Below are 21,113 nucleotides of genomic sequence, written 5' to 3'. Positions count from 1 at the left end.
CGTTTAGCATTCAAGCGGGACCATGTACTAAGGTGGATAAAATCCTCATACCACAAAAAGAGATATCCTTACTCGAAGGATACCTCTTCTGAAAACATGAACCATTCATTCAAACAATCTTTGATGTTTATGAAAAAATCGGTAAAAGAATTGGACATTGTCCAGTTCAAACCATTCTGCAGTTTGCAAAATCTTGGCATCGAGATTGTAGATCTTCGCATGAAGCGTGCCCAGAACAAAGGGGGAGTGCGTAGCAATAATGAATTGACTGTCAAAATAACGCGCCAGATCGTTCATTTGCTCGGCCAGTTTGATTTGATTCGCCGGAGAAAGCGACGTTTCCGGTTCATCCAATAAATACAGTTTCCCGGGAAGCAAATATTCCTCAAAAAACTGCATCGAGCTTTCCCCGTTCGAATACTTCTCCTGAGCGAATTGAATGATATCCATCTTCTTCTTGAATTCATACGACTGCTCCAGCTCTTCTACCTCGGCCTTGCTCTTTCCCTGAACGAGCTGCTCATGCAGCAGCCCCTCGCGAAGCACGTTTTCCTGCTGTATCTTCTTGATTTCATACAATAGATCCTCTGACTTGATGTACCGGCTCCCGTCGGGAAGCTTATATATGGGACGCTCCTGTTCATCATGCCCGAGTTGATAGCTGCTCTCCTCGATAAACCGCTGCGCGTACACGTTGTGACCATAACTTGTCATTCGCTCAGCGCCCGCAATCCCCAATTTGTTGGCGATCAGATTCAGCAAGGTGGATTTGCCGGAGCCATTACTGCCGTATAATACCGTGATTCGATCAAACAGCAGAACTTCCCCTGCCATGTGTCTGAATACATGATCGGGATATATATTCGGGTTGCTGGAAATGTATGGAGAGAGTTTGAAGTTACTTAAATATAGCATCGCCCTTGCTCACCTCATTCCAGCACGGTCCAAATATCTAGGGCCGCCAGACGAATTGCCTCAAACTCATGATTCCGGTACGTTCTTAAACGGTCGGTACAAGCCTGGTTCCACAATAACGATGTTCCCGCAACCTTCAGCAAAGAAAGCCCGATATATTGGGCCGCAAACGACTGCCGATCTCTCAAATGATCCACCAGTTCCAGAATCGTCTCCGGTCTCCAATACGCCTGGTTGGCATTGGCTGCCCGAGCGATCTGTCTGTAGGCGTAATCCAACAGATGCTGGTACGTGTCCGCCATTTGAATCACAGGGTCCAACTGCAGGGCAGCCTGATCCGCCTGGTTCCATTCGACAAGCGCCAAATATAACTTGATCACGGCTGGTTTCATGGTTTCTTTGGACTTAAGAGCATCGATCATGCCCGTATATAAAGGAACTAGCATCCGCCTTGCATTGAGAGGTAACGAGGTCAGCTTGTCAATCAATGCCACCAGACGCTGCCGCTCTGGAAGGTCCCTCTCCGGTGCAGCATTCCATTCGGCTTTCGTCTCCGTGTACACCAATTGTGTGCAAACCTTTATGACCTGCTCATTCACCTTCCCGTCACGGCAAGCCACAATGAGGGTATCCATCGCCGCCTTCCATCTGGTGTTATCCTCCAAATCAAGAATCGCTCGGCAGGCGGAAGACGCTACCTTCTCCTCACTTCCATTCACCCAACGGCTCATGGCTTGGAAAGCCTCTTTGGCCACAACGGGATCGGCGTGCCCTGCAATCTCGATAATCAATTGCAAATACCTTGGCCGAGCCTCCGCCGGAAGTCCGCCAGCATACTGGTTAAGCAGGCTTCTTGCGATATCACGCTGCGGTGAAGCAGCCATGGCACGCATCAGAGTCCAGCTGCGTTCATCATCAAGCCATTGTCTGGCAGCGTGTCCTATGGCGATCATCACGTCTTTGTGTACATTCGGTTTCTCGTATTCACGGATGAGCAGCGCCATGCCCTCACTGCTTTTATAAGCCCCAAGCAATCGGATGGCCTCTTTTCTGACCGTGATTTTCAATTTCTCGCGGTTCAGCAGGTCCGACAACATGGATGTCAACATCACCGGGCTCACCCTGCGCATGCATCTGGGGATCGAGTACATGGCCACCCGAGCACGGTCCCCATCCAGGTTGTCCAATAATACAGGCAGTGCCTTCTCCGGCTCTTCCCATAACGAATAGGCGTAGAGCGCAGCCTCGACGACATGCACTGCCTGAACCTGCAGCAGAATCTCCAGTTGATCGGAGAGATAATCCGGCATGACGGCCAAGCTCCGCATCGCAGCCGCACGTTCATGGAAACTTCGTTTGGCATCCAAGGCCACCCGTTCCAATAGGGAAGCTAGTGCCTTTTGCTGACGCGGCAGCCACCGGTGAAACCCATTATGGGCAGGCACAACATAAATCGTTTTTCCCGATAAATGCTTGCCATCGATGATTGTCCCTGAGATGAACGGGTCTAACCACTCTTGGCGCTTCAGATGCAGATGCATAAATACGTCATGGAAAGAGATGAAGGATGGGTCCCTGTCCAGCAGTTCTCTAACCCTCGCATCCCGGGTTTTATACGGTGCCAGCCAATAATGGACAGCCTGCGGCGATACCGTTTTGGCCTCCAGCAACTCCTCCAGCAGAAGCTGAAGCTTCGGCAACCGATCCACGGCCTTTCCGAACAAATCCGCCATACGCAGGACCACATTTGTGTTTTCTCGCTTGTTCGCTTCTACACCAAAGGCATAAACTTCATCGAACAATGCTTCCAGTGCAGTATTTGGTATGCTATCCCAATCCATCGAGAAGAGCGCAAACTGACCGTCCCGCATCGTCAATCTTCCAAACGTTCTCAAAGCGAATTTGAACAGCTCGCCCTTCGGCTCCAATGCATGTTCACGCAGGATGGCAAACGCCAGCTCCTCCGTGGCGGACCTTGTCCCGTACGAAGTGTCCCTGGCTTCCACCACGCTATCCACCAGCACAGTCAGATCGTTCACATGCTCTTCCTTAAACATGGGAGCAGGACAGTTTGAGAGCTCGGCCATAACAGCCCAGCGCACCGGATCCTGGTCGTTCTTGATTCGAGTCAGGAAGCGCAGCGTCTCATCCATTCCGCTTCGGGATAGAGCTGTACTCCGAACGAGGTGGGCATAGGCCGCAGCACGTTCATCGCTATTAGACACCTGGACGGCTTGCTCCAGCTTCTCCCTGGCGTTACCAATGAAACGGCGCGCCGTCGTTTTGAGCATGTCATCCCGATGATCACGAATGTCGCGCAGCTCCAGCATCCGGGCAGCTTCCTTGTCGCGCAGTCGGTGCGGCAGTACATCCAGCAGCGGCATAGGGAAAATGCGTGTCTTCCGCTCGTCTTCCTTATAAGCGGCATCAAACATTGCTTCGCGATAAGACGGCGCAAGGGTATCCAGCACCTTGGCTAGATGCTCAGGCTGATCTGCGAGCAATGCAGCCAGCGTGGTCCACTGCGCTGCGGTAAACCATTTTCTCTTCTTCAACACGCCTGCCGGAACGCCGTGATTCAGAAGATATTCCCGTGTGTCCACACGTGTCAGCAGCTCGAATACGTCCTCAGGGCTGGCCTGAATCAGAATGCCCAATTGCTGTTTGAGTACGGGATGAATCATATCCGTCGGCCCAAGCTTAAGCGCACATTCCAACACGATTGCCGGTCTTGAAACACTCAGTACCTCAATCGCGGAAGAGAGCGTCCACCATACACTGATCTTTTCCCGATGCGTTGCGTTCTGCAAAGCATTCTTGAAATACGCTCCAACCAAATCGGGGTAGTGCTTCGTTAAGAGCCGCCAATTGCGTAAAGCATACCCTAGCTCCGGGAGCCTACTGCTTACTGTCTCTTCACTGCACACGGCCAATAATAAAGAAGCTTCTTGTGCGCCCCACTGGCCAAGCACGAGCGGCAGCAGCCGTTCCGCCCAATCCTGACGATATGTATTCACGATGCTCCGCAGCAATTGGTGACGGCAATGATACGACATCAGAGCAATTTCGGATTCAATCGAAAAGTCCGGATCTGTCACCACTTCCGGCAGTAATCTAGCCGCCCGTCCTCTGACCCCTGCCTTCGGATGCTTCAGGGCAAACAAAACCGCACGGGCATCCTTCACTACACCTGCTCCGGTCAATGCCAAATGCGCCTCATAGGCGGTGCCGCTTTCGAGGAAGGATAGGAGCAGCGCGGAAAAATCCGCATCTCCTTCATGCTGGCGCCCCAGAAGCGCCATCCTCTTCATCCTGTCCGAGTAACCCAGCGAATCCAGCTCCATGAGCAATTGCTCTTTGTTCATCAGATCATGGTCATATGTCAACATTCCCTCTCCCCTCATGTTCTTATAACCGATCAAAATTTCTCCGCAATCGATTTGCACAAGCTCTCCTGGAAGTATATAACTTCTTCATAAGCGAAGGCTACTCCTTTGAACGGCGGGAAACGCTGCATACAAAAAAAGATGACTCTCAGGGTCCATAAGCGGCCCTTTGAGTCATCCCTATTAGCTCAAGACGATGTTTATCCGATTTAGTTATTCCAGTATTGCTTGGCAATCTGTTGACCTTGATCGATTTTCGCCCATTGCTCGGCTTCGCTTAGCTCGTTACCGCCATCGCAGGACGCAAAGCCGCATTGATGCGAGAGCAGCAGACGATCCTTATCAATGATTTTGGATGCTTCGTCAAGCAGACGGATGACTCGTGCTTCATCATCAAGCGTATTGGTTTTGGATGACAGCAGGCCCAGAACAATCTCCGTTTCCGGTCTGTCCTTGAAAACCTCCAGTGCTTCAATCGAACCCGCACGATCATCATCCCACTCCAGGAAGAAGCGATCATATTTCAACTGCTTCAGGAACAGGTTGGCGATTTTCGCATAAGATCCACCGCCCATGTTGCGAGAATCGTAGTTGCCCCGGCAGTTGTGTGTCCACATTTTCAAGCCGAGGCTGTGACCGAAGTCAATCACGGTATTGTTAATCTCAATAAATTCGGTGGCGAGACCCTGTACTTCCGCTTGATTAATATGCTCCCCTGTAAACGGAGAGTTCGGGTTGTCGTCTGCAAACAGCTCCCACAAGCAATCATCGAATTGCAGGATTTTGCCGCCTGCCGCAGCGAATTCAGCCACGAATTCTTTATAGGCGCTCACAAGGCCCGCTTTGAGCTCCTGTTTGTTCTGATAAACCGCATCCGTACCGCCAATGTTATCCGACCAGGAAAGTTCACCGTAGATATGGGAAGGCGATGGTACGCAAAGTTTCGTTTGCTGGTCGCCAGCCGTTTCTTGCAGCTGTTTGAACAGCTTAATGAAGTGATGATTCTTTCCGCTCAGTTTGCCAGTAATCCGCAGGCCAATATCTTTGCGTGTTTCATATTTCGAGGTTCCGTCCACATCCCGGAAAAAGTAGCCATGGTCCGCGATATAACGTTCAACTCCGCCAAAGCCCCACACAAAATCAAGATGCCACATCGATTTGGAGAATTCGCCGTCCGTAATAACCGACAGGTTATGCTCGATTTCCTTTTTCACGACCTGTTTGATCGCCTCGGTCTCGCACTCGGCATACCCTTCAAAGTTTTCATAGAACGGATACTGGATATCATCACGATGTTCTATTTGCGTTTTATATTTCAGCAGCTCTTCGGGCCGCAACAAACTTCCTACGATCTGAAACTTATCAGTCATGTACATAACCCCCTCGTTGTATAGCGATATCATATCACGACTAGAGGAGTTATAAGGCATACCAAAATCTCATAACTAGTTATAGCTAAAAGCTATAGCAAGAATGACGGCTGAGATTGTCCAAAAGAAAAAACACAGCCAAGTCGGCCATGTTTTCCAAAAAGTTATTTGTTCTCATGGGGCGCAGTTGTTTCTCAAGCCTGTCCATTTAATTCCCTCGTTCATCTGCCTCATCATGATTCTTGCTTCCAAATTCATCAAGCAGCGCACGTACTTCACTTGTTGATTTTGCGTTCATTAAGTTATTTCTGAGTTCACTTGCCCCTCGGAATCCACGGACATAGATTTTGAAGAAGCGGACAAGTGCGCTGAAGGAGCGCCGCATCTGTGCCGAATATTGATCATGGAGATCCAGGTGCAGCCGCAGCAGATCAAGCAATTCCTCACTGCTATGATCCCTCGGCTCCTTCTCAAACGCAAATGGATTATGAAAAATCCCACGCCCAATCATAATGCCATCGACACCGTATTGTTCAGCGAGCTTGAGGCCGGTCTGACGGTCAGGAATATCCCCGTTAATGGTTAGCAGCGTATCGGGCGCCACCTCATCACGAAGCTTCTTAATCTCTGGTATCAGTTCCCAATGCGCGTCGACTTTGCTCATTTCCTCTCTTGTCCGCAGATGAATGGACAGGTTCACAATGTCTTGCTTCAAAATATGGGTCAACCAGTCGCGCCATTCGTCTACAGCCGTGAAACCGAGCCTTGTTTTTACACTGACGGGCAGTCCCCCGGCTTTGGCCGCCTGGATAATATCCGCTGCAATGTCGGGACGGCAGATCAGGCCGCTTCCCTTCCCATTCTCCGCTACATTCGCTACAGGACAACCCATATTAATATCGATGCCTTTAAACCCTTCTTTCGCCATGCCGATACTCATCTGACGAAAAAATTCCGGTTTATCTCCCCAGATATGGGCTACCATCGGCTGTTCATCCTCTGTAAAAGTCAAACGTCCGCGCACACTATGGTTCCCATCCGGGTGACAATAGCTCTCGGAATTCGCAAACTCCGTAAAAAACACATCCGGTCTGGCGGCTTCACTTACGACATGGCGAAACACAACATCCGTCACATCTTCCATGGGCGCCAGTATAAAGAAAGGCCGCGGTAAATCACGCCAAAAATTGTCTTTCATATTAAAAACTCCTCTATACATACCAGGACAAATCTTGATCCCGAAATAGGAAATACAACCTCTTCATGTCCTTGCTTTTTCTTCACTTATAGCATATTTAAGCAGCGTATATCAAACGGCAGTATATGTTAATCGTAGACACTTATTTTATCGCCTTATGCATTGCCGCGACACCGCCGCTATAGCTTTTTACATCTACCTTGGAAAATCCCGCTTCCAAAAACATTTGTTTCAGTACGTTTTTATTGGGGAAATGACGGGCTGATTCTTGCAACCATGAGTATTCATCATAACTTTTGGCAATAAACTTTCCAAGCAAAGGCATGATATGGCGAACATAAAAGAGGGAAGCTTGTCGATAACCGATTAATGTGGGTTGGGATGTTTCTAAACAAACGACTTGTCCGCCTGGCTTCGTTACTCGATACATCTCCCGCAGCACGGTTGAATAGTCGGGTACATTTCTTAAACCAAAACCAATGGTTACATAATCAAATGAATCATCTTCAAAAGGAAGCTCCATGGCATTTCCCTGGATAAGGGTAAGCTGCTTTAAAGCTTGTTGCTCCTGCTTATCTTGTGCTATTTTGAGCATGTTTTGGCTAAAATCCAATCCAATGACTTCTCCATGCGTTCCAACAGCATTTGCTAAAGCAATCGCCCAATCCCCGGTTCCCGTGCACACATCAAGAGCTTTACTACCTTCTTTCACATTCATCCGTTTCATAACATCATGGCGCCATGCGATATGTCTTCTAAAAGTGATAACCGAGTTCATCGAGTCGTATTGATCCGATATCTTTTCGAATACCTGATGAACTCTTTCCGACTTTGTTTGTTCAGACATGCTATTCCCTCTCTTCCACAAGTGCAATATGATTCTTTCAACGAAAATGATTTATGCTCATCACGCACGGCGCCGCAGTTCATAAAAATATTGCACAATCGGATGCTTTAGCTTCATCCTATCTGCCATGTTTACAATCCGCTTTTTGCCAACTCGTCTGTCTACCAAGGCTAGAATATTCAATAAGATATCATCGCTCTCCATGCTTTCTTCAATAGAAGTAGATAAGAACTTATTCGCTGTAGCGACAAAATTGGATTTACTTAATGCAGCCTGTGCTGACAAAAGCTCCTTTGCGAGTACGGATACTTTTCTATTTCTTGCAATGACGTTGAGACGATCCTCTGGAACAGTCCCTTTCGTTTCCTTTCTGACGGCTTCCAATTCATCATCGCTGATCGGAATTTGGATATTAGGATCATTCTTAATTTCCAGCTCCGTCTGATACCATCTTATTGAGCTGGTTTTATCACTCATATGAAGTACGTTCTTTTTATCTAACGAAATATAACAAAGCCCTGCTTTATCAGGTAAATAACGATAACCGGTTGCGCGATATTCAACTCTTCCAGCTAATGCAGGACTGAGAAAACTCTCCAGCTGTTGCTTCAATTTACTCCAGGACATGGTTCCTCCTATGTCTTCGAACCCTGAGGGGCGCGGTATCCATCTGCACATCTCATTCAGTATGAATAAACCTCTGCCAAAAAACAACCCATAACATGTCCCACATATTGAATGGAATATCTGCTTCTCCTCTATATAGAAAAGAAAAAATCTTATCGATCGGAACCACAAAGAGTACCTGCTCAAAGGCTGAGCAGGTACTCTTTAAGACGGTTATATCTGTTCCAGATTCAGGATGCGGTATATTTAGCTGCTAGGGTCAAATCCTAGTATGCTGAATATTTTATAGCAGCGGGTTCTCATGTTTCGCTTTTAGAATCGACCAGCGCCGCTCCACTTCTTTTTCAAATTCGCCGAGCATGTCTTTGTTTTCTTCCTTGAGCAGATGTCTTGATTTGCCCATGTATTTCAGCCAGTCGCTGAGCGGCACCTGTTTTTTCTTCGCTTCAGGATCGTACGTAATATTCGTTTCTCCCTGCTCGACTTCATACAATGGGAAGAAGTTTGAATTCACGGCCGCGCGGACGATGTTCTCCCCATCCTTGTCGCTCGATTTCCAGTTCAGCGGGCATGTGATCAACAGCTTGCCGTAGACGGTACCTACATTCTGGGCGTACCACTGAGCTTTTGCCGCCTTTTTCACAAGATCCTGCGGGAATGCTTCCGTCCCCGTGAATACATACGGAATATGTGCCGCAGCCATCATTTGCACCGTATCCTTGTGATGGAACGCTTTGCCCTGCTGCTGTTTGCCGACACCGGACGTACTGGTCATGTGTCCTAATGGCGTAGAGTACGAAAGCTGGGCACCGGTGTTCATATAGCCTTCATTATCATATTCCAGAATGATCAGGTTATGGCCCCGCAGCGCCGTCCCGATGGCCGAACCCATCCCGATGTCCATGCCGCCGTCGCCGGTCACCATCACAAAAGTGAAATCCTCAGGAACTTCGATTTCCCCGCGGCGTTTCTTCTCAAGGAACGCTTCTACCGTGCCGGATAAAGTCGCCGGTCCGTTCTGGAACAAATTATGAATGAAACTCTGCTTATGCGAGTTATACGGATAACCCGTTGTTGTGATATAAGCACAGCCGGTATGGAACAAAGTAACGACATGGCCTTCAATCCCTTTGAAAAAGAGCTCCAGCGCCGGGAAAATACCACAGCCCGGGCAAGCTCCGTGGCCGGAAGCAAACCGTTTCGGTTTCGCCGCAAGCGCCCGCATCGGCGGCACTTTAACGGATAGTTTACTCGTCTCTTCATCCACCTTTACGGTGATCAATCCAGATTTAAAGCTGTCTCCCTTCATCGGGGCAATGACCGGCTGCAGCCTTTGCTCCTCAGCTCCCGGTGTTTGGCCGTAATAATCAAACGGCACTTTGGCATAACCGAGCTCCATGGCCTCGATCGTCAGGGCAAAAAAAGCTTCCGCGTCATCCGCATAATAGTCTTTCCCGCCAAGACCAAATATGCGGGACAGCACAATAGGCTGCGGACCACGGATTTCCTGCAGGGCCGCTTTGACCTCATGGGTCAGATTGGCCCCGTGTGCACCGTAAGAATCGGCACGTTCGCCAACCAGCAGCGCTTTGACACCTGTCAGCGCCTCGCGGATTTCTCTTGCCGGGAACGGACGGAGAATATTCGGGCTGATTATGCCCGCTTTAATTCCTTTCGCCCGCAGCCGATCCACGACGTCTTTGGAGGATTCGGCCGCCGAATTGAGCAGGAATAAAGCCACCTCTGCATCTTCCATTCGGTACAGATCAAGCGGCGAATAGGATCTTCCGGATAAAGCCGCGTATTCCTCTGCCACTTCCTTGAACACCTCGCCCGCACGGTACATGGCGTTGGACTGTTGGAAGTGGTTATTCATCAAATCGTCGCCATTCATATAAGCCCCAACAACGATCGGGTTGTTCTCGTCCAGTACATGTGGATATTCAGGCGCCTTTTCCCCTACAAACGCCTGAACGGTTTCCCGGTTCGTAAATATGTGTACCCGGCGTTTCTGGTGCGATGTGAAGAATCCGTCATAAGCTACAATGACCGGCAGGCGTACGTCTTCATGTTCCGCGATACGCAGCGCCATGATATTCATGTCATACACGGCCTGCGGTGAACGAGCGGTCAAAATGACCCAGCCGGTATTCAGACCGTAGTAAAGATCCGAATGGTCACCGCGAATATCCAGCGGTCCGCTGACCGCACGCGTCACCAAATTCATGACCATCGGGAAACGTGTGCCCGCCTGCACAGGAAGCTGTTCGATCATATACAAGAAACCATTCGCGCTGGTAGCATTGAATACCCGTGCTCCGGCTGCGGCCGCACCGTAGCAAATCCCCGCCGATCCATGTTCGCCGTCAGCTGGAATCAGCTTGATGTCATGTTCGCCGCGTGTACGCATCATGTCAAGATATTGGGCGATTTCCGTAGAAGGTGTAATCGGAAAATAACCCATAATGTGATAGTTAATCTGGGCAGCCGCCATGGCAGCCATTTCGTTGCCCGATTCGAAGACTGCCGTTTGAGCAGCCGCCGGCTTGTTCTCCGTTGTTGTTTCTTGAATTTGCATATTCATGATCGGACTCCCTCCGCGGTTATATAGGGAAATGATTGCGGCACACGGTGCTGCTCCGCATAATGCGGCTCTTCTAACATGGCAGCTAAAGCGGTGGTCGGACAAGCTTCGATACACTTCAAGCAGCCTTTGCAATACTGATAATCGATACCTCTCATAAACATCTGCATATTCCCGCGCTTATCCGGTTTCTTCTCCCACACGATGCAGAAATCCGGACATACCGTATCGCAGGCGGCACAGTGAATGCAGTCCTCGATCTTGTACTCTGGCAAATATCCCTGCCGGGAGCTGCTAAGATCCTTCAGGACACTGTTCGCCGTAACGTTCAGAATCCCGCCCAGCTCCTGCGTTTCATATCCAAGCATCGGCTGCGGTCTTGCGAAGGAAATTTTGTCTATAAGCTCTGAGCCATTTCCCAAGGAAAGGAACTGAACTTCGTTATATCCTCTGTCAAAAGTCCGCACATTCGGTTCCACGAGGTGGGGCAGCTTTTTCTCAAATGTTGTGCGGATCACCTGCCGCATATCGTCCGGGTTTAGGAAGCTACAAATCCGGAACAAAGCCCCCAGCATGGCCGTATTCACTTTGGTTTTTTCCTCAACGGAAATCTTCAGCGCATCAACTACGGCCAGCGTTCCCTGCGTCATGTTCAGATCAACGGCCACTTCGGAAAGGGCTCGCACCGTATTCACAAGCACCGTTCCATCAGGCTGTAATCCGCTTATGACATCGATCGTCTTATACAATGCTTCATGAAATACACCGACGACATGCGGCTGCTCAATGGGACTGTGATCGCGGATTTCCACCTCGGAATCGCAGAACCTTACGAAACTCTTCACGGGCGACCCTTTTTTCTCCGAACCATAGCTGGAAAAATTCGAACCGTTAAGTCCGGAGCCGGTCACCCCGGCTTCGGCCAGCATTTTTCCCGCCAGATTGGCGCCAAGCCCGCCGATGGATTCGAGACGAATCTCGAAAAATCCCAGTTCATTCTTTTGAGGTAAAATCGACATGTTCTCTCCTCATTTCTTCTTAGGTCATTAATTCCAGTTTAAAAGAAGAAACGGACCGGGTTTGTGATTATACTCACAACTTAAAAAATTGTGATTCCAATCACTATGTCGGTTGTGGGAGCGAAGTATACTGTCTTCGACAGTCCAATTGCGAGGCAATTTTATACTGACCTTAAGGCAAAAAATCACGAAATTGGAGGAGAAAATAATGAATAACAACGCCCAAGAGACCGTAGAGCATCAGCCGTCCATGTTCTGCTTTCAATGTCAGGAAGCATCCAAAGGAACAGGCTGCACCATTGTCGGAGTATGCGGCAAACCGCATGATGTGGCAAACCTGCAGGATTTGCTGATTTATCTGTTAAAAGGTATCTCTTTTCTCAGTCTGGATGTCCGGCTGCCGGAGGAGCTTGAACAGCGCGTATCACTGTTTATGATGGACTCCTTGTTTGCAACGATTACGAACGCCAACTTTGACCGCGAGGTTTTTGTGGGAAGAATCCGGGAAGCGATCGAGCTCCGCGGCGAGGTGCGCACCTATTATAACGAACAATATCCGGAAGGAACCGCCAATCTCCCTGATGCTGCCGTCTGGCAAGCGGATAACGAAGCTTCTTTTGATGAAAAAGCACGTACGGTTGGTGTCCTCTCGACCCGCAATGAAGACATCCGCTCGCTGCGCGAATTGATTACGTACGGCTTGAAGGGGATGGCTGCTTACACGTACCACGCGCTTCATCTGGAGAAGGATGATAACGAATTAAACCGTTTTATGCGCCGTGCACTTGCCGCCACGCTTGACGACAGCCTTGAAGTGCAGGATCTGGTCGCTTTGACGATGGAAACCGGTCAATACGGCGTAAACGCCATGGCGATGCTGGATGAAGCGAACACCTCGGTTTACGGAAATCCGGAAATTACGAAGGTCAATATCGGGGTAGGCAACCAGCCCGGCATTCTGATCAGCGGCCATGATCTGAAGGATTTGGAGGAGCTGCTGAAGCAGACGGAAGGAACCGGCGTGGATGTGTACACGCACAGTGAAATGCTGCCTGCCCACTATTATCCGGCATTCAAGAAATATGAGCATTTTGTAGGCAATTACGGGAATGCCTGGTGGAAGCAGAATAGCGAATTCGCAGCCTTTAACGGCCCGATATTAATGACAACCAACTGTATCGTCCCGCCGAAAGACAGTTATAAAGACCGTATATATACAACAGGCAACACGGGGTTTCCGGGTGTCCGCCATATTCCAGAAGGAACAGACGGTGCTCCCAAAGACTTCTCCGCCCTGATCGAGCAAGCGAAAGGATGCCCCGCTCCAACGGAGCTTGAAACGGGTGAGATCATCGGCGGTTTCGCTCATGCCGCTGTGATGAACGTGGCCGATCAAGTCGTCGATGCCGTGAAATCCGGGGCGATCCGCCGCTTCTTCGTCATGGCCGGCTGCGATGGACGGATGAAATCCCGCAGCTATTACACCGATTTCGCAGCCGAACTCCCAACAGACACGGTCATTCTAACTGCAGGCTGTGCCAAATACAAATACAATAAACTGGATCTAGGCGAAATCGGCGGTATTCCGCGGGTCCTGGACGCTGGTCAATGCAATGATTCTTACTCCCTGGTCGTGATTGCATTGAAGCTGAAGGAAGTATTCGGCCTTGAGGATATTAATGATTTGCCGATTTCCTATAACATTGCCTGGTATGAGCAAAAAGCGGTGATCGTGCTGCTTGCCCTGCTATATCTTGGCGTTAAAAATATTCATCTGGGCCCTACGCTCCCTGCATTCCTGTCGCCTAACGTTGCCAAAGTCCTCGTGGAAAACTTCGGCATCGGCGGCATTACGAATGTGGAAGATGATATGAAGATGTTCCTTGGCGCGTAACTTAGTAGTCGAAGAAAACCTGATAAAGAAAAAAAGGGCATGGGTTATGCAAGCAATGATCTGCTTGGTAACTCATGCCCTTTCAAATTAAATAAGTCGCTTCCACTCAACAAGGAAATCCTTCCACGTCGCTATTTTTCAATTTACCTATCAATGAAACACCTTAATTCTTACCACCATAGCCCTTATAAGTAGCGTAAACGGCATCTGCATATTGATCCGCCAGAATAGGACGGCCATAAGAATCCGTAGCTCCCGGATACCAGTTATCTCCACCGTTGTAGTGTAATAATCCGTTGTAGATATTTCCAAACTTCGTAATCTTCTCATTTAAAATTAACGCACCCAGATATACCTGATCTTGTTCACTGCTATGATTATACGCACGGCCAAATTTTGAGCTGAATTGAGATAAATACGCATTGCGTGTGTTTGGTTCGACCTGCATCAATCCGTCGCCGGCCGATGGACTACCTGGTAAACCTGCGCCAAAGCTGCTTTCCTTTTTGATAACAGCACTTAACAATAAAGCAAAATCTCCGCCTTTCCCATAGGCATTGTCCGCATTCATGACATATGTCCATATATGGCTTGGAACCTCGGCAGGCTTAGTTACTGTAGGAGGTGGTGAACCCGTATAAATCTTGACCGATGACATTTTGTCATTGATCGTGCTGCCAACCCAGGAAGAATCTGAAGTAAAGGTCCACTTGGCTCCTCCAAAATTATCATTCTCATATACTTCAACCGTCCAACCGCTTGGAACCTTAAGAGACGACATCCAGTCATTCGGAATTCCGTTTGCGTTCAACTGAGACAGTGTATAATTGCCTATCCCGAGTGTCACTGCTTTTCCTCCATAGTTTATATCTGCATAGAATGTTACTCCGTTCGTTGTCGGTGGTGTGGTTGGCGGCGTAGTTCCGCCGCTACCGTCTTTCTGCCATAAAGCAGGAACATTGGACGGTTCCCAACCTACGAGAGAAGTATGTGCCTGAAGACAGGTATAAGTGCTTCCACTATAGGTTACTGTGTCATTTACTGCATATGCGGTATTTGGAGCCCACGCTCCTCTAGCGGCTGCGTTTACTGACGGTAAGGCTGCGCAAAAAGTGGATAGAAATACTGCTAAAACTACCAAAAGTGATAAGGGCTTAAAAGATTTATTAGTCATTTTCAAACCTCCTTGTTTTTTTATTTATCTGTAGCGCTCCCATGGGACATGCCACAGGTTTTAACGCACTATTATCTTACTTTATTTCCATATTCTAAATTAATTCCACAAAAACAGAAGAAAGACTATGGAAAAATGAAGGGGGACGGATTCAATAAAAAAACCGAGGAAAAACAGGAGTGGATACCTGAATTTCGCCCGGCTTGTAACACAACTTTAGGCTTTAACACGACTTTATAGGCTTTGAGATGATTTTAATTGCGTTCTACACCTAACGCAATAACAGTGGCAACACTCCACATGTAACGAGTAGACAATGACAACAAATTACAGGAGCCTATTCGCCCCTGCATATCAAAATTCTCCGTTCTATCAACAATTTAGTCATATGTAGATAGATAGTCCGTTCAATAATTGACGGGGTGTATCAAAATTTAACCCACCTTACCACTGCCTATAGACTAGTACCAGTCCCGCGCCAATAATTATTATCATGACGACAACGGGTAATGTTGTTAGGGTAATTCCCGCTATCGCCATACCTCTTCCTTTAGAAGATTTTCTTGCAATAATACCTAAGAAAAAACCTACAACACTAAGTATAAAAGCAAAGAGAATTGTGGCCATAGTACCTGTCGAAGGCATGTAGCTGTACTCGGAATCAAAGCCCAACTTTAACATTCCTACTATGAAGAATAATATTCCAAATATACCGAATATTAACGATACTACAGCTTGTCCTAGTCTATCCTTTGGCTGATTCTTCATGGCGGCTTTTGTTGTTGTACTCGTGTTACCGGAAGGACCATCCGCTCCCCCCGCTTTATTGATTACTGTCCTGTTTACTGGAGGACTAGCCGCCCTAGATTTACTGCTAACGGTCCTGTTAGCTTGGGCGGGCTGTGTCCTATTGGGCTGATTGAATGTAGTAGTTCTAGTGTCCTGTTTCACTTCTTTTGACCCCCTTTTGATATATGTGTGTAGTTATTTAGAACTATTCGACAAAACTTTCCAATATCCTCTTTACAATCGGAGCGACCACGATAGTAATACAGGGTATCGTGAAGAGATATTTCGACAAAAATAGATGGAGAAGTAGTTGCACGGGAATTTTTGGATAGGCTTTAGTTATAAAACAGAAAGAGCCCAAGGGCTTCGCCTTAGGCTTTCCTGATTAACAGTGCGCAACATTCCATATGCCCTATATTTCCATAGGATTAACTCTGTCGCACGTATTTTCCTGAACCTTTGTACTTATTGGTCTTTGTATTCCAGGTGAATATTCCCTCTGCCAGATCCCAGCCACCTTCGATCCTGTGGTTCTTCCAGTACTGATGTACTTTACCTTTTGAATCAATGTAAACTCCCTGATCCCCCATTAATTGAAGAGCTTTACTCAAGGTCCCATGCTGAAGTCGATATACATATAACTGGGTATTCGATGGGAAATAAGAGAATGTAACAGCCACATGTTTCTCATTCTTCGATACGGTAAACACTTGGATCGTCGGTGGTTCAAAGCCTTCATCACTTATAATGCCAGTATTAATTAAAACAACATGTCCCTTTGCGTTAATCAGATAAAAATTACCTGATTCAGTGAGAATAAACGATTCTTTTTTCTTGTCATTGTTAATGTCATCGGTTTTAACGATCTTAACCACTTCATTAGGGTACTTTTCAGCAAGGATATCTTTCGGTTTCATTGCTGCAGCAGAGACATCACCCGTAAATGCAAAGAAAACTGCGAAGCTAAGTAATAATGCCATTGTTGAGAATTTGCCTTTCATATATAAGCCCTCATTTCCGGTGTTATCATATCTTAAATAGATCCTAAGCTAAATAACCATTCATTATTGACTTTAACTCTAGAAGTGCAAGACTTTCATCCTCATAGTTAATAGCGTAAACAAGCAATCTTTTATCTGATCGCCCCTCTACATACCATGACTCCAATGGTGAGTCATCTGTCCGATTGATTCCATCGTGATTAGGATAGAGCAAAATAACAGTCTCTACATGCTCATAGCGAGTCAGATAGGCATACATCTGATAAAAGTCTTCCCTTTTCACACCATGGCGACTATACGAGCTATCAATCACTTTCCACTTTGTATCTATAATCATAGACAGGCCATGGGTTCCAGAGATCAATAAATCAGGCTCTAATTGAAATACACCTCGATCAGTGCTCTCCTTGATTAACAGTTTATACGAACGATCTTTTATAACAACATGAGATGTTAACTTTCGAACCAGATGCGCTATGTAACTTTCAAACAGGTCATTCATCTTAAATAAAATTGAACTCGCCGTTTTATTTCCCATTTGCGGTGTTGGAGCAGACTGTGACAATAAGAGTATGGCAAGTCGATAGCACGCTTCGTATCTACGATTGTTACGATCAAAATAAATAGCCGAACGGAAAATTCTCTGGTCAATGGAATCAGTCACTTCATCTAGATACATCATGGCGTGACCAGCCCGTTTACGAGTATTCAATTGATTCGACTGCCTCATAATCTTTCTTAGTGTAGCTTTCAGAATTCGATTCAGTATGTGGTCAGGATGGAATTCATCGTAAATACAACTTACTGCTGTCGATTTAAGATGAGCACGCTTCATTTGTGAGGTTGTATCAATTCTACCTCGCACAGTGTTCAGTTCATCTTGCTGGGTAATATACGTTCGAAGAACCCCTCGTGTCAGCTCTCTAAGAACCTTCTCTGTAAAAAGCGAGGCAAGAATCTCAAACAAGTTCATTTTCTCATATTCAATTTGCCCAATCTGGCTCTCGTGAATATCTAGGTAACCTGTTCGTTCCAGCATATGCAATAATACCCGTCGTGATTGTGAGGGTTCATTGCTAGATACTTTCGGAAGGATTTCAATAGAGCAAGAAGATAATTGAATGAAGCCAACATAATTAATGAAAGTAACACTCTTCCTTGATATTCGGATCAGATCCTGATCCAAACGATTCATTGATATATAACTGGATAGTTCATCCGCCTGTAATGTAGATAAGGCTTCGCTATCATAATCGGATATGGGAATTGAACCGTAGCATTCCGTTACAGCAAAATGCTTCATTCGACTGCTTCCTGCTTATCAGCATTTCCATTCTGTTTATAAATGCGAGTCAATGCCTTCAGGGTTGGATTCGTTTGTATGACATAACGAGTTTTCTCATACTCTGGCAGTTTAGATGTGTGGACAAACAATTGCTTAGCAGAGACAGTTTTCTTTATAATCAAAAATTCGGTGTCCTTTTCGTTCTTTCCGGCTCCACCTAACACAAGCTCAATAGATTCCCAGTTATCATAAAAATACTCCTGCAACAATGGAATGATTCTTTGTTTCATTACGCTAATATAGAAGTCTAGTGTTGGTTCCTCAGTAATAAAGTAAGCATGTCCAATGACATGATCTCGATCAAATAAATATTCGATTCGGTCGTTCAACGTTTGAAGCAGAAGTCGTACATCCAAGCCTTCAACATCTGATGGCAGCACATTATAAGCGGGCATCATCTCGATAAATTCAAACCGTCTGCGAAGTGCGGTATCAAGCAAGGCGATGGAACGATCTGCCGTATTCATTGTACCAAGAATATGAACATTAGAAGGAACGGTGAATTTGGAGCCTGAATAAGGCAATGTAACGGATATTTCATTTTTTTGCCCTAAGCGCTTATCCGGTTCAATAAGTGTAATTAGTTCACCAAATATTTTAGAGATATTACCACGGTTTATCTCATCAATCACGATAACAAACTGGGATTCTCCAGTCCCCTGTTCATTTCTGCCGGTAATTAACTCTCGAAGGCTCTCAATATTCAAATTTTCCTTTGCCAGCATATAAATCGCCTGCTGTGAAAATATCTTATCAATCAGAATCCGTTCTACTGGAACGATGTCAGCATCATCTTTACTAACCCATAGCCACTCTACGCTGCGAAAGTGATGATAGTCAATGACTCCTTCCTCATCATATTCATATTCGCCAGTGACTTTGCCGATCGCTCGAGCTTTAATGTTACCGTTGGAAACGATAACGATATCGCCAATATCAATTCCATGTTTGAATCGATCAACCGCATCTACACCAAATTTCCTTTCATCATTAGCAAAGTCAAAATATTTTTCACGAATTTCGTCCTTATTGCTGCACAGACTATAATCAACATGGTTTCCCCAGCCCATAGCTATCTGATTGTTCTGTATGCAATAATCATAAATATCATCATTGGCATCTTTCGTGTTACCCAACGATATTTTATGAAAATTCGTAGTGCTTAGATCAAAATCATATGTATGCCTTCTATTGGTTACTACAGCTCTTGCTGCATTACAAATACGCTTGAACACGCCATCCCGAACCTCATACCCTTCGGATTCCTTCACAAAACGAATACCTTCTACGAAGTCTTCGTAGCTATACGACTGATGAAATGTACAAAACACGACTTGATTGCTTTCAATGTACCGGTTATACATTTGAACAGCCTCATCACGTCTTGCCGGATCAGTAATTAAATCAGAATCTACATCTGGATTAAGAATTTTTAATGCTTGAGTAATAACATTGTAGGTCTTTCCTGTACCCGGAGGGCCATAAAGAATCCGGTTTTTTGCTACAGTTTTATTCATATCGTCAGACTTACCTCCAAGCCATTCATTATTATCCGTTGACTTTATCTTCTTTAAAAGTTCAAATAAAACTTCATCACTATCTTTTTGCCAAGGCATTCCGCTTGGACGATCATCTTTATAGTGAACCATGGTTATATCCGAAATTCTAGCACTGGAAAAGTGACGTTGAAGCATTCTCATACCAGCTTGCTTAGCGGCATCCAATCTGCCATTAATATCTGCTGATTCAACCTCCTTGTGATGATCTAAAAGCTTAACTCCATAATGGTTCTCACTATATTTAAAGGTCAAGATGTAATAGCGAGTCTCTTTTCCTTTAACATATACTTGATTTGCAACACTGTTCTTAATCCTTTGGTTTATCTCATCTATTGTCATTCCTCTATTACCTCTTTCAAGTGCGATATAATAGCTATAAATAATATAAAGACTATCCTTGCGATAGGTCGGTCACGAAAATTGGGCATTGGCTTTACATCCTGAACAGTTATTTCCCCTTCCCAGAACTCCCCGCCCTTTCCACATGCTCAGCTCGAATCTTCGGATCAGTGATGTTCGCCCCGATCAATGATTGATAGATCTTCTGAATATCAGCTTCCGATAAAACGGTATCCACCTTCTCCGCTTGAATCCGATTCATTTTGCGCTGAATATATTCGGAAAGCTCAACATCGTACACAATCAGTTCGTCCGATTGGATTTTTCTTAGTTCTGGATCTACGCTGAACCTACAGCGCATCGTAAAGGAAACCAGTGAGATGAACCGGCTCTTTTGGTAGTCAGGGAGCAAACTTTTAATCGCTTGAATATGGCCATAATTTTGCATAAAGGGATTATACATTTTAAACCGGTTACTGACCGTCCATGACTTATTCTCTCTTGTTCCCTTAATCTCTCCCGTGTAGTTCTTCGTCTCGATGACAAACAACCCTTGCGGCGTGATCACTACATGGTCGATCTGCGAATAACCCGTTCGGGACTTCGAATTCGTCACCATTAAATCATTTACATATCTACATCCTTTGGGGAGTTGGTCTAGTTGAATATTAATCTTATGCTCACCCAGCTCACCAATTCGAGTAGGCTGAACCTTGGGTTTGGCGTTGTTTCCTGATGTTTTAGCTTTATTCGTATGTTGAGCCGGCTTTTTCTTTGGCTTATCAGAGGATTTGAACAAGGACTTAAATTTTTCAAACATAAGAGAGCTCCGTTCTACATGTAATGATGATTCATCCGATCCATCTCTTAAGAGGCGATGACTCCTCTGCATACTCCATTCAGTAGAGTTAATTACTAGCTGCGTTCTCCCCTTTATTTTAGAATGCCTCCCTAATCATACTACAAAGTTATTGACCCATCGTATATTTATACATTAACTTACTTATATAAGTCATTTCCCTAAATATGGAATGTGGATCTGGAGGCGAGTATCTTTGGTACCTAC

Annotated in this window: 15 protein-coding genes; 1 reads left to right on the top strand and 14 read right to left on the bottom strand. The window is 46.2% G+C overall.

Going from position 1 to position 21,113, the window contains the following annotated elements; genetic code table 11:
• Positions 1-105: 105 nt before the first annotated feature.
• The 8 genes from BJP58_RS25185 to BJP58_RS25150 form a co-directional block, all read right to left on the bottom strand.
• Positions 106-834 carry an AAA family ATPase gene (locus tag BJP58_RS25185; RefSeq protein ID WP_233354756.1) on the bottom strand — a complete coding sequence of 243 codons (729 nt, stop codon included), beginning with the start codon at positions 832-834 and terminating at the stop codon, positions 106-108.
• Positions 835-929: 95 nt separating this feature from the next.
• A complete protein-coding gene (locus BJP58_RS25180) occupies positions 930-4,304 on the bottom strand; it encodes a HEAT repeat domain-containing protein (RefSeq protein ID WP_233354755.1) in 3,375 nt (1,124 codons plus the stop codon).
• 206 nt (positions 4,305-4,510) lie between these two features.
• Positions 4,511-5,671, bottom strand: coding sequence for a cobalamin-independent methionine synthase II family protein (locus BJP58_RS25175; protein ID WP_194541047.1), 1,161 nt, complete (start codon positions 5,669-5,671; stop codon positions 4,511-4,513).
• A 208-nt stretch (positions 5,672-5,879) separates the two neighbouring features.
• Positions 5,880-6,869, bottom strand: coding sequence for a tRNA dihydrouridine synthase (locus tag BJP58_RS25170; RefSeq protein ID WP_194541046.1), 990 nt, complete (start codon positions 6,867-6,869; stop codon positions 5,880-5,882).
• A 142-nt stretch (positions 6,870-7,011) separates the two neighbouring features.
• A complete protein-coding gene (locus BJP58_RS25165; RefSeq protein WP_194541045.1) occupies positions 7,012-7,716 on the bottom strand; it encodes a demethylmenaquinone methyltransferase in 705 nt (234 codons plus the stop codon).
• 60 nt (positions 7,717-7,776) lie between these two features.
• A complete protein-coding gene (locus BJP58_RS25160) occupies positions 7,777-8,343 on the bottom strand; it encodes an SF0329 family protein (RefSeq protein WP_194541044.1) in 567 nt (188 codons plus the stop codon).
• 283 nt (positions 8,344-8,626) lie between these two features.
• A complete protein-coding gene (locus BJP58_RS25155) occupies positions 8,627-10,927 on the bottom strand; it encodes a thiamine pyrophosphate-dependent enzyme (RefSeq protein WP_194541043.1) in 2,301 nt (766 codons plus the stop codon).
• Entirely contained in the window at positions 10,924-11,946 is a 1,023-nt protein-coding gene (locus BJP58_RS25150; RefSeq protein ID WP_194541042.1) for a 2-oxoacid:acceptor oxidoreductase family protein, read from the bottom strand. Before BJP58_RS25150 ends, BJP58_RS25155 begins: the two co-directional genes overlap by 4 nt.
• A gap of 208 nt (positions 11,947-12,154) precedes the next feature.
• Between BJP58_RS25150 and hcp the strand changes: the two genes are divergently transcribed.
• The gene (gene hcp, locus BJP58_RS25145; RefSeq protein WP_194541041.1) at positions 12,155-13,840 is read left to right on the top strand and encodes a hydroxylamine reductase; all 1,686 of its coding nucleotides are present in this window, start codon (positions 12,155-12,157) and stop codon (positions 13,838-13,840) included.
• Between the two features lie 163 nt (positions 13,841-14,003).
• On the opposite strand, the gene BJP58_RS25140 is transcribed toward hcp, so the two are convergent.
• From BJP58_RS25140 to BJP58_RS25115, 6 genes are all read right to left on the bottom strand, one after another.
• Positions 14,004-15,014 carry a carbohydrate-binding protein gene (locus BJP58_RS25140; protein ID WP_194541040.1) on the bottom strand — a complete coding sequence of 337 codons (1,011 nt, stop codon included), beginning with the start codon at positions 15,012-15,014 and terminating at the stop codon, positions 14,004-14,006.
• Positions 15,015-15,458: 444 nt separating this feature from the next.
• A complete protein-coding gene (locus BJP58_RS25135; RefSeq protein ID WP_194541039.1) occupies positions 15,459-15,965 on the bottom strand; it encodes a DUF4190 domain-containing protein in 507 nt (168 codons plus the stop codon).
• Positions 15,966-16,231: 266 nt separating this feature from the next.
• Positions 16,232-16,804 (bottom strand): hypothetical protein, encoded by a 573-nt coding sequence (locus BJP58_RS25130; protein ID WP_194541038.1) that lies wholly within the window; start codon positions 16,802-16,804, stop codon positions 16,232-16,234.
• Between the two features lie 43 nt (positions 16,805-16,847).
• The gene (locus BJP58_RS25125) at positions 16,848-18,107 is read right to left on the bottom strand and encodes an McrC family protein (protein ID WP_194541037.1); all 1,260 of its coding nucleotides are present in this window, start codon (positions 18,105-18,107) and stop codon (positions 16,848-16,850) included.
• Complete coding sequence (locus BJP58_RS25120; RefSeq protein ID WP_194541036.1) at positions 18,104-20,047, bottom strand: AAA family ATPase; 1,944 nt, start codon at positions 20,045-20,047, stop codon at positions 18,104-18,106. Before BJP58_RS25120 ends, BJP58_RS25125 begins: the two co-directional genes overlap by 4 nt.
• 109 nt (positions 20,048-20,156) lie before the next feature.
• Positions 20,157-20,867, bottom strand: a complete 711-nt coding sequence (locus BJP58_RS25115; RefSeq protein WP_194541035.1) for a nuclease-related domain-containing protein — start codon at positions 20,865-20,867, stop codon at positions 20,157-20,159.
• Positions 20,868-21,113 lie beyond the last annotated feature (246 nt).

Source organism: Paenibacillus sp. JZ16, from assembly GCF_015326965.1.
In the GTDB taxonomy this organism is placed as follows: Bacteria; Bacillota; Bacilli; order Paenibacillales; family Paenibacillaceae; genus Paenibacillus_AQ.
The sequence above is the reverse complement of the archived record's forward strand: the minus strand, read 5'-3'. Positions and strand labels throughout refer to the sequence as shown.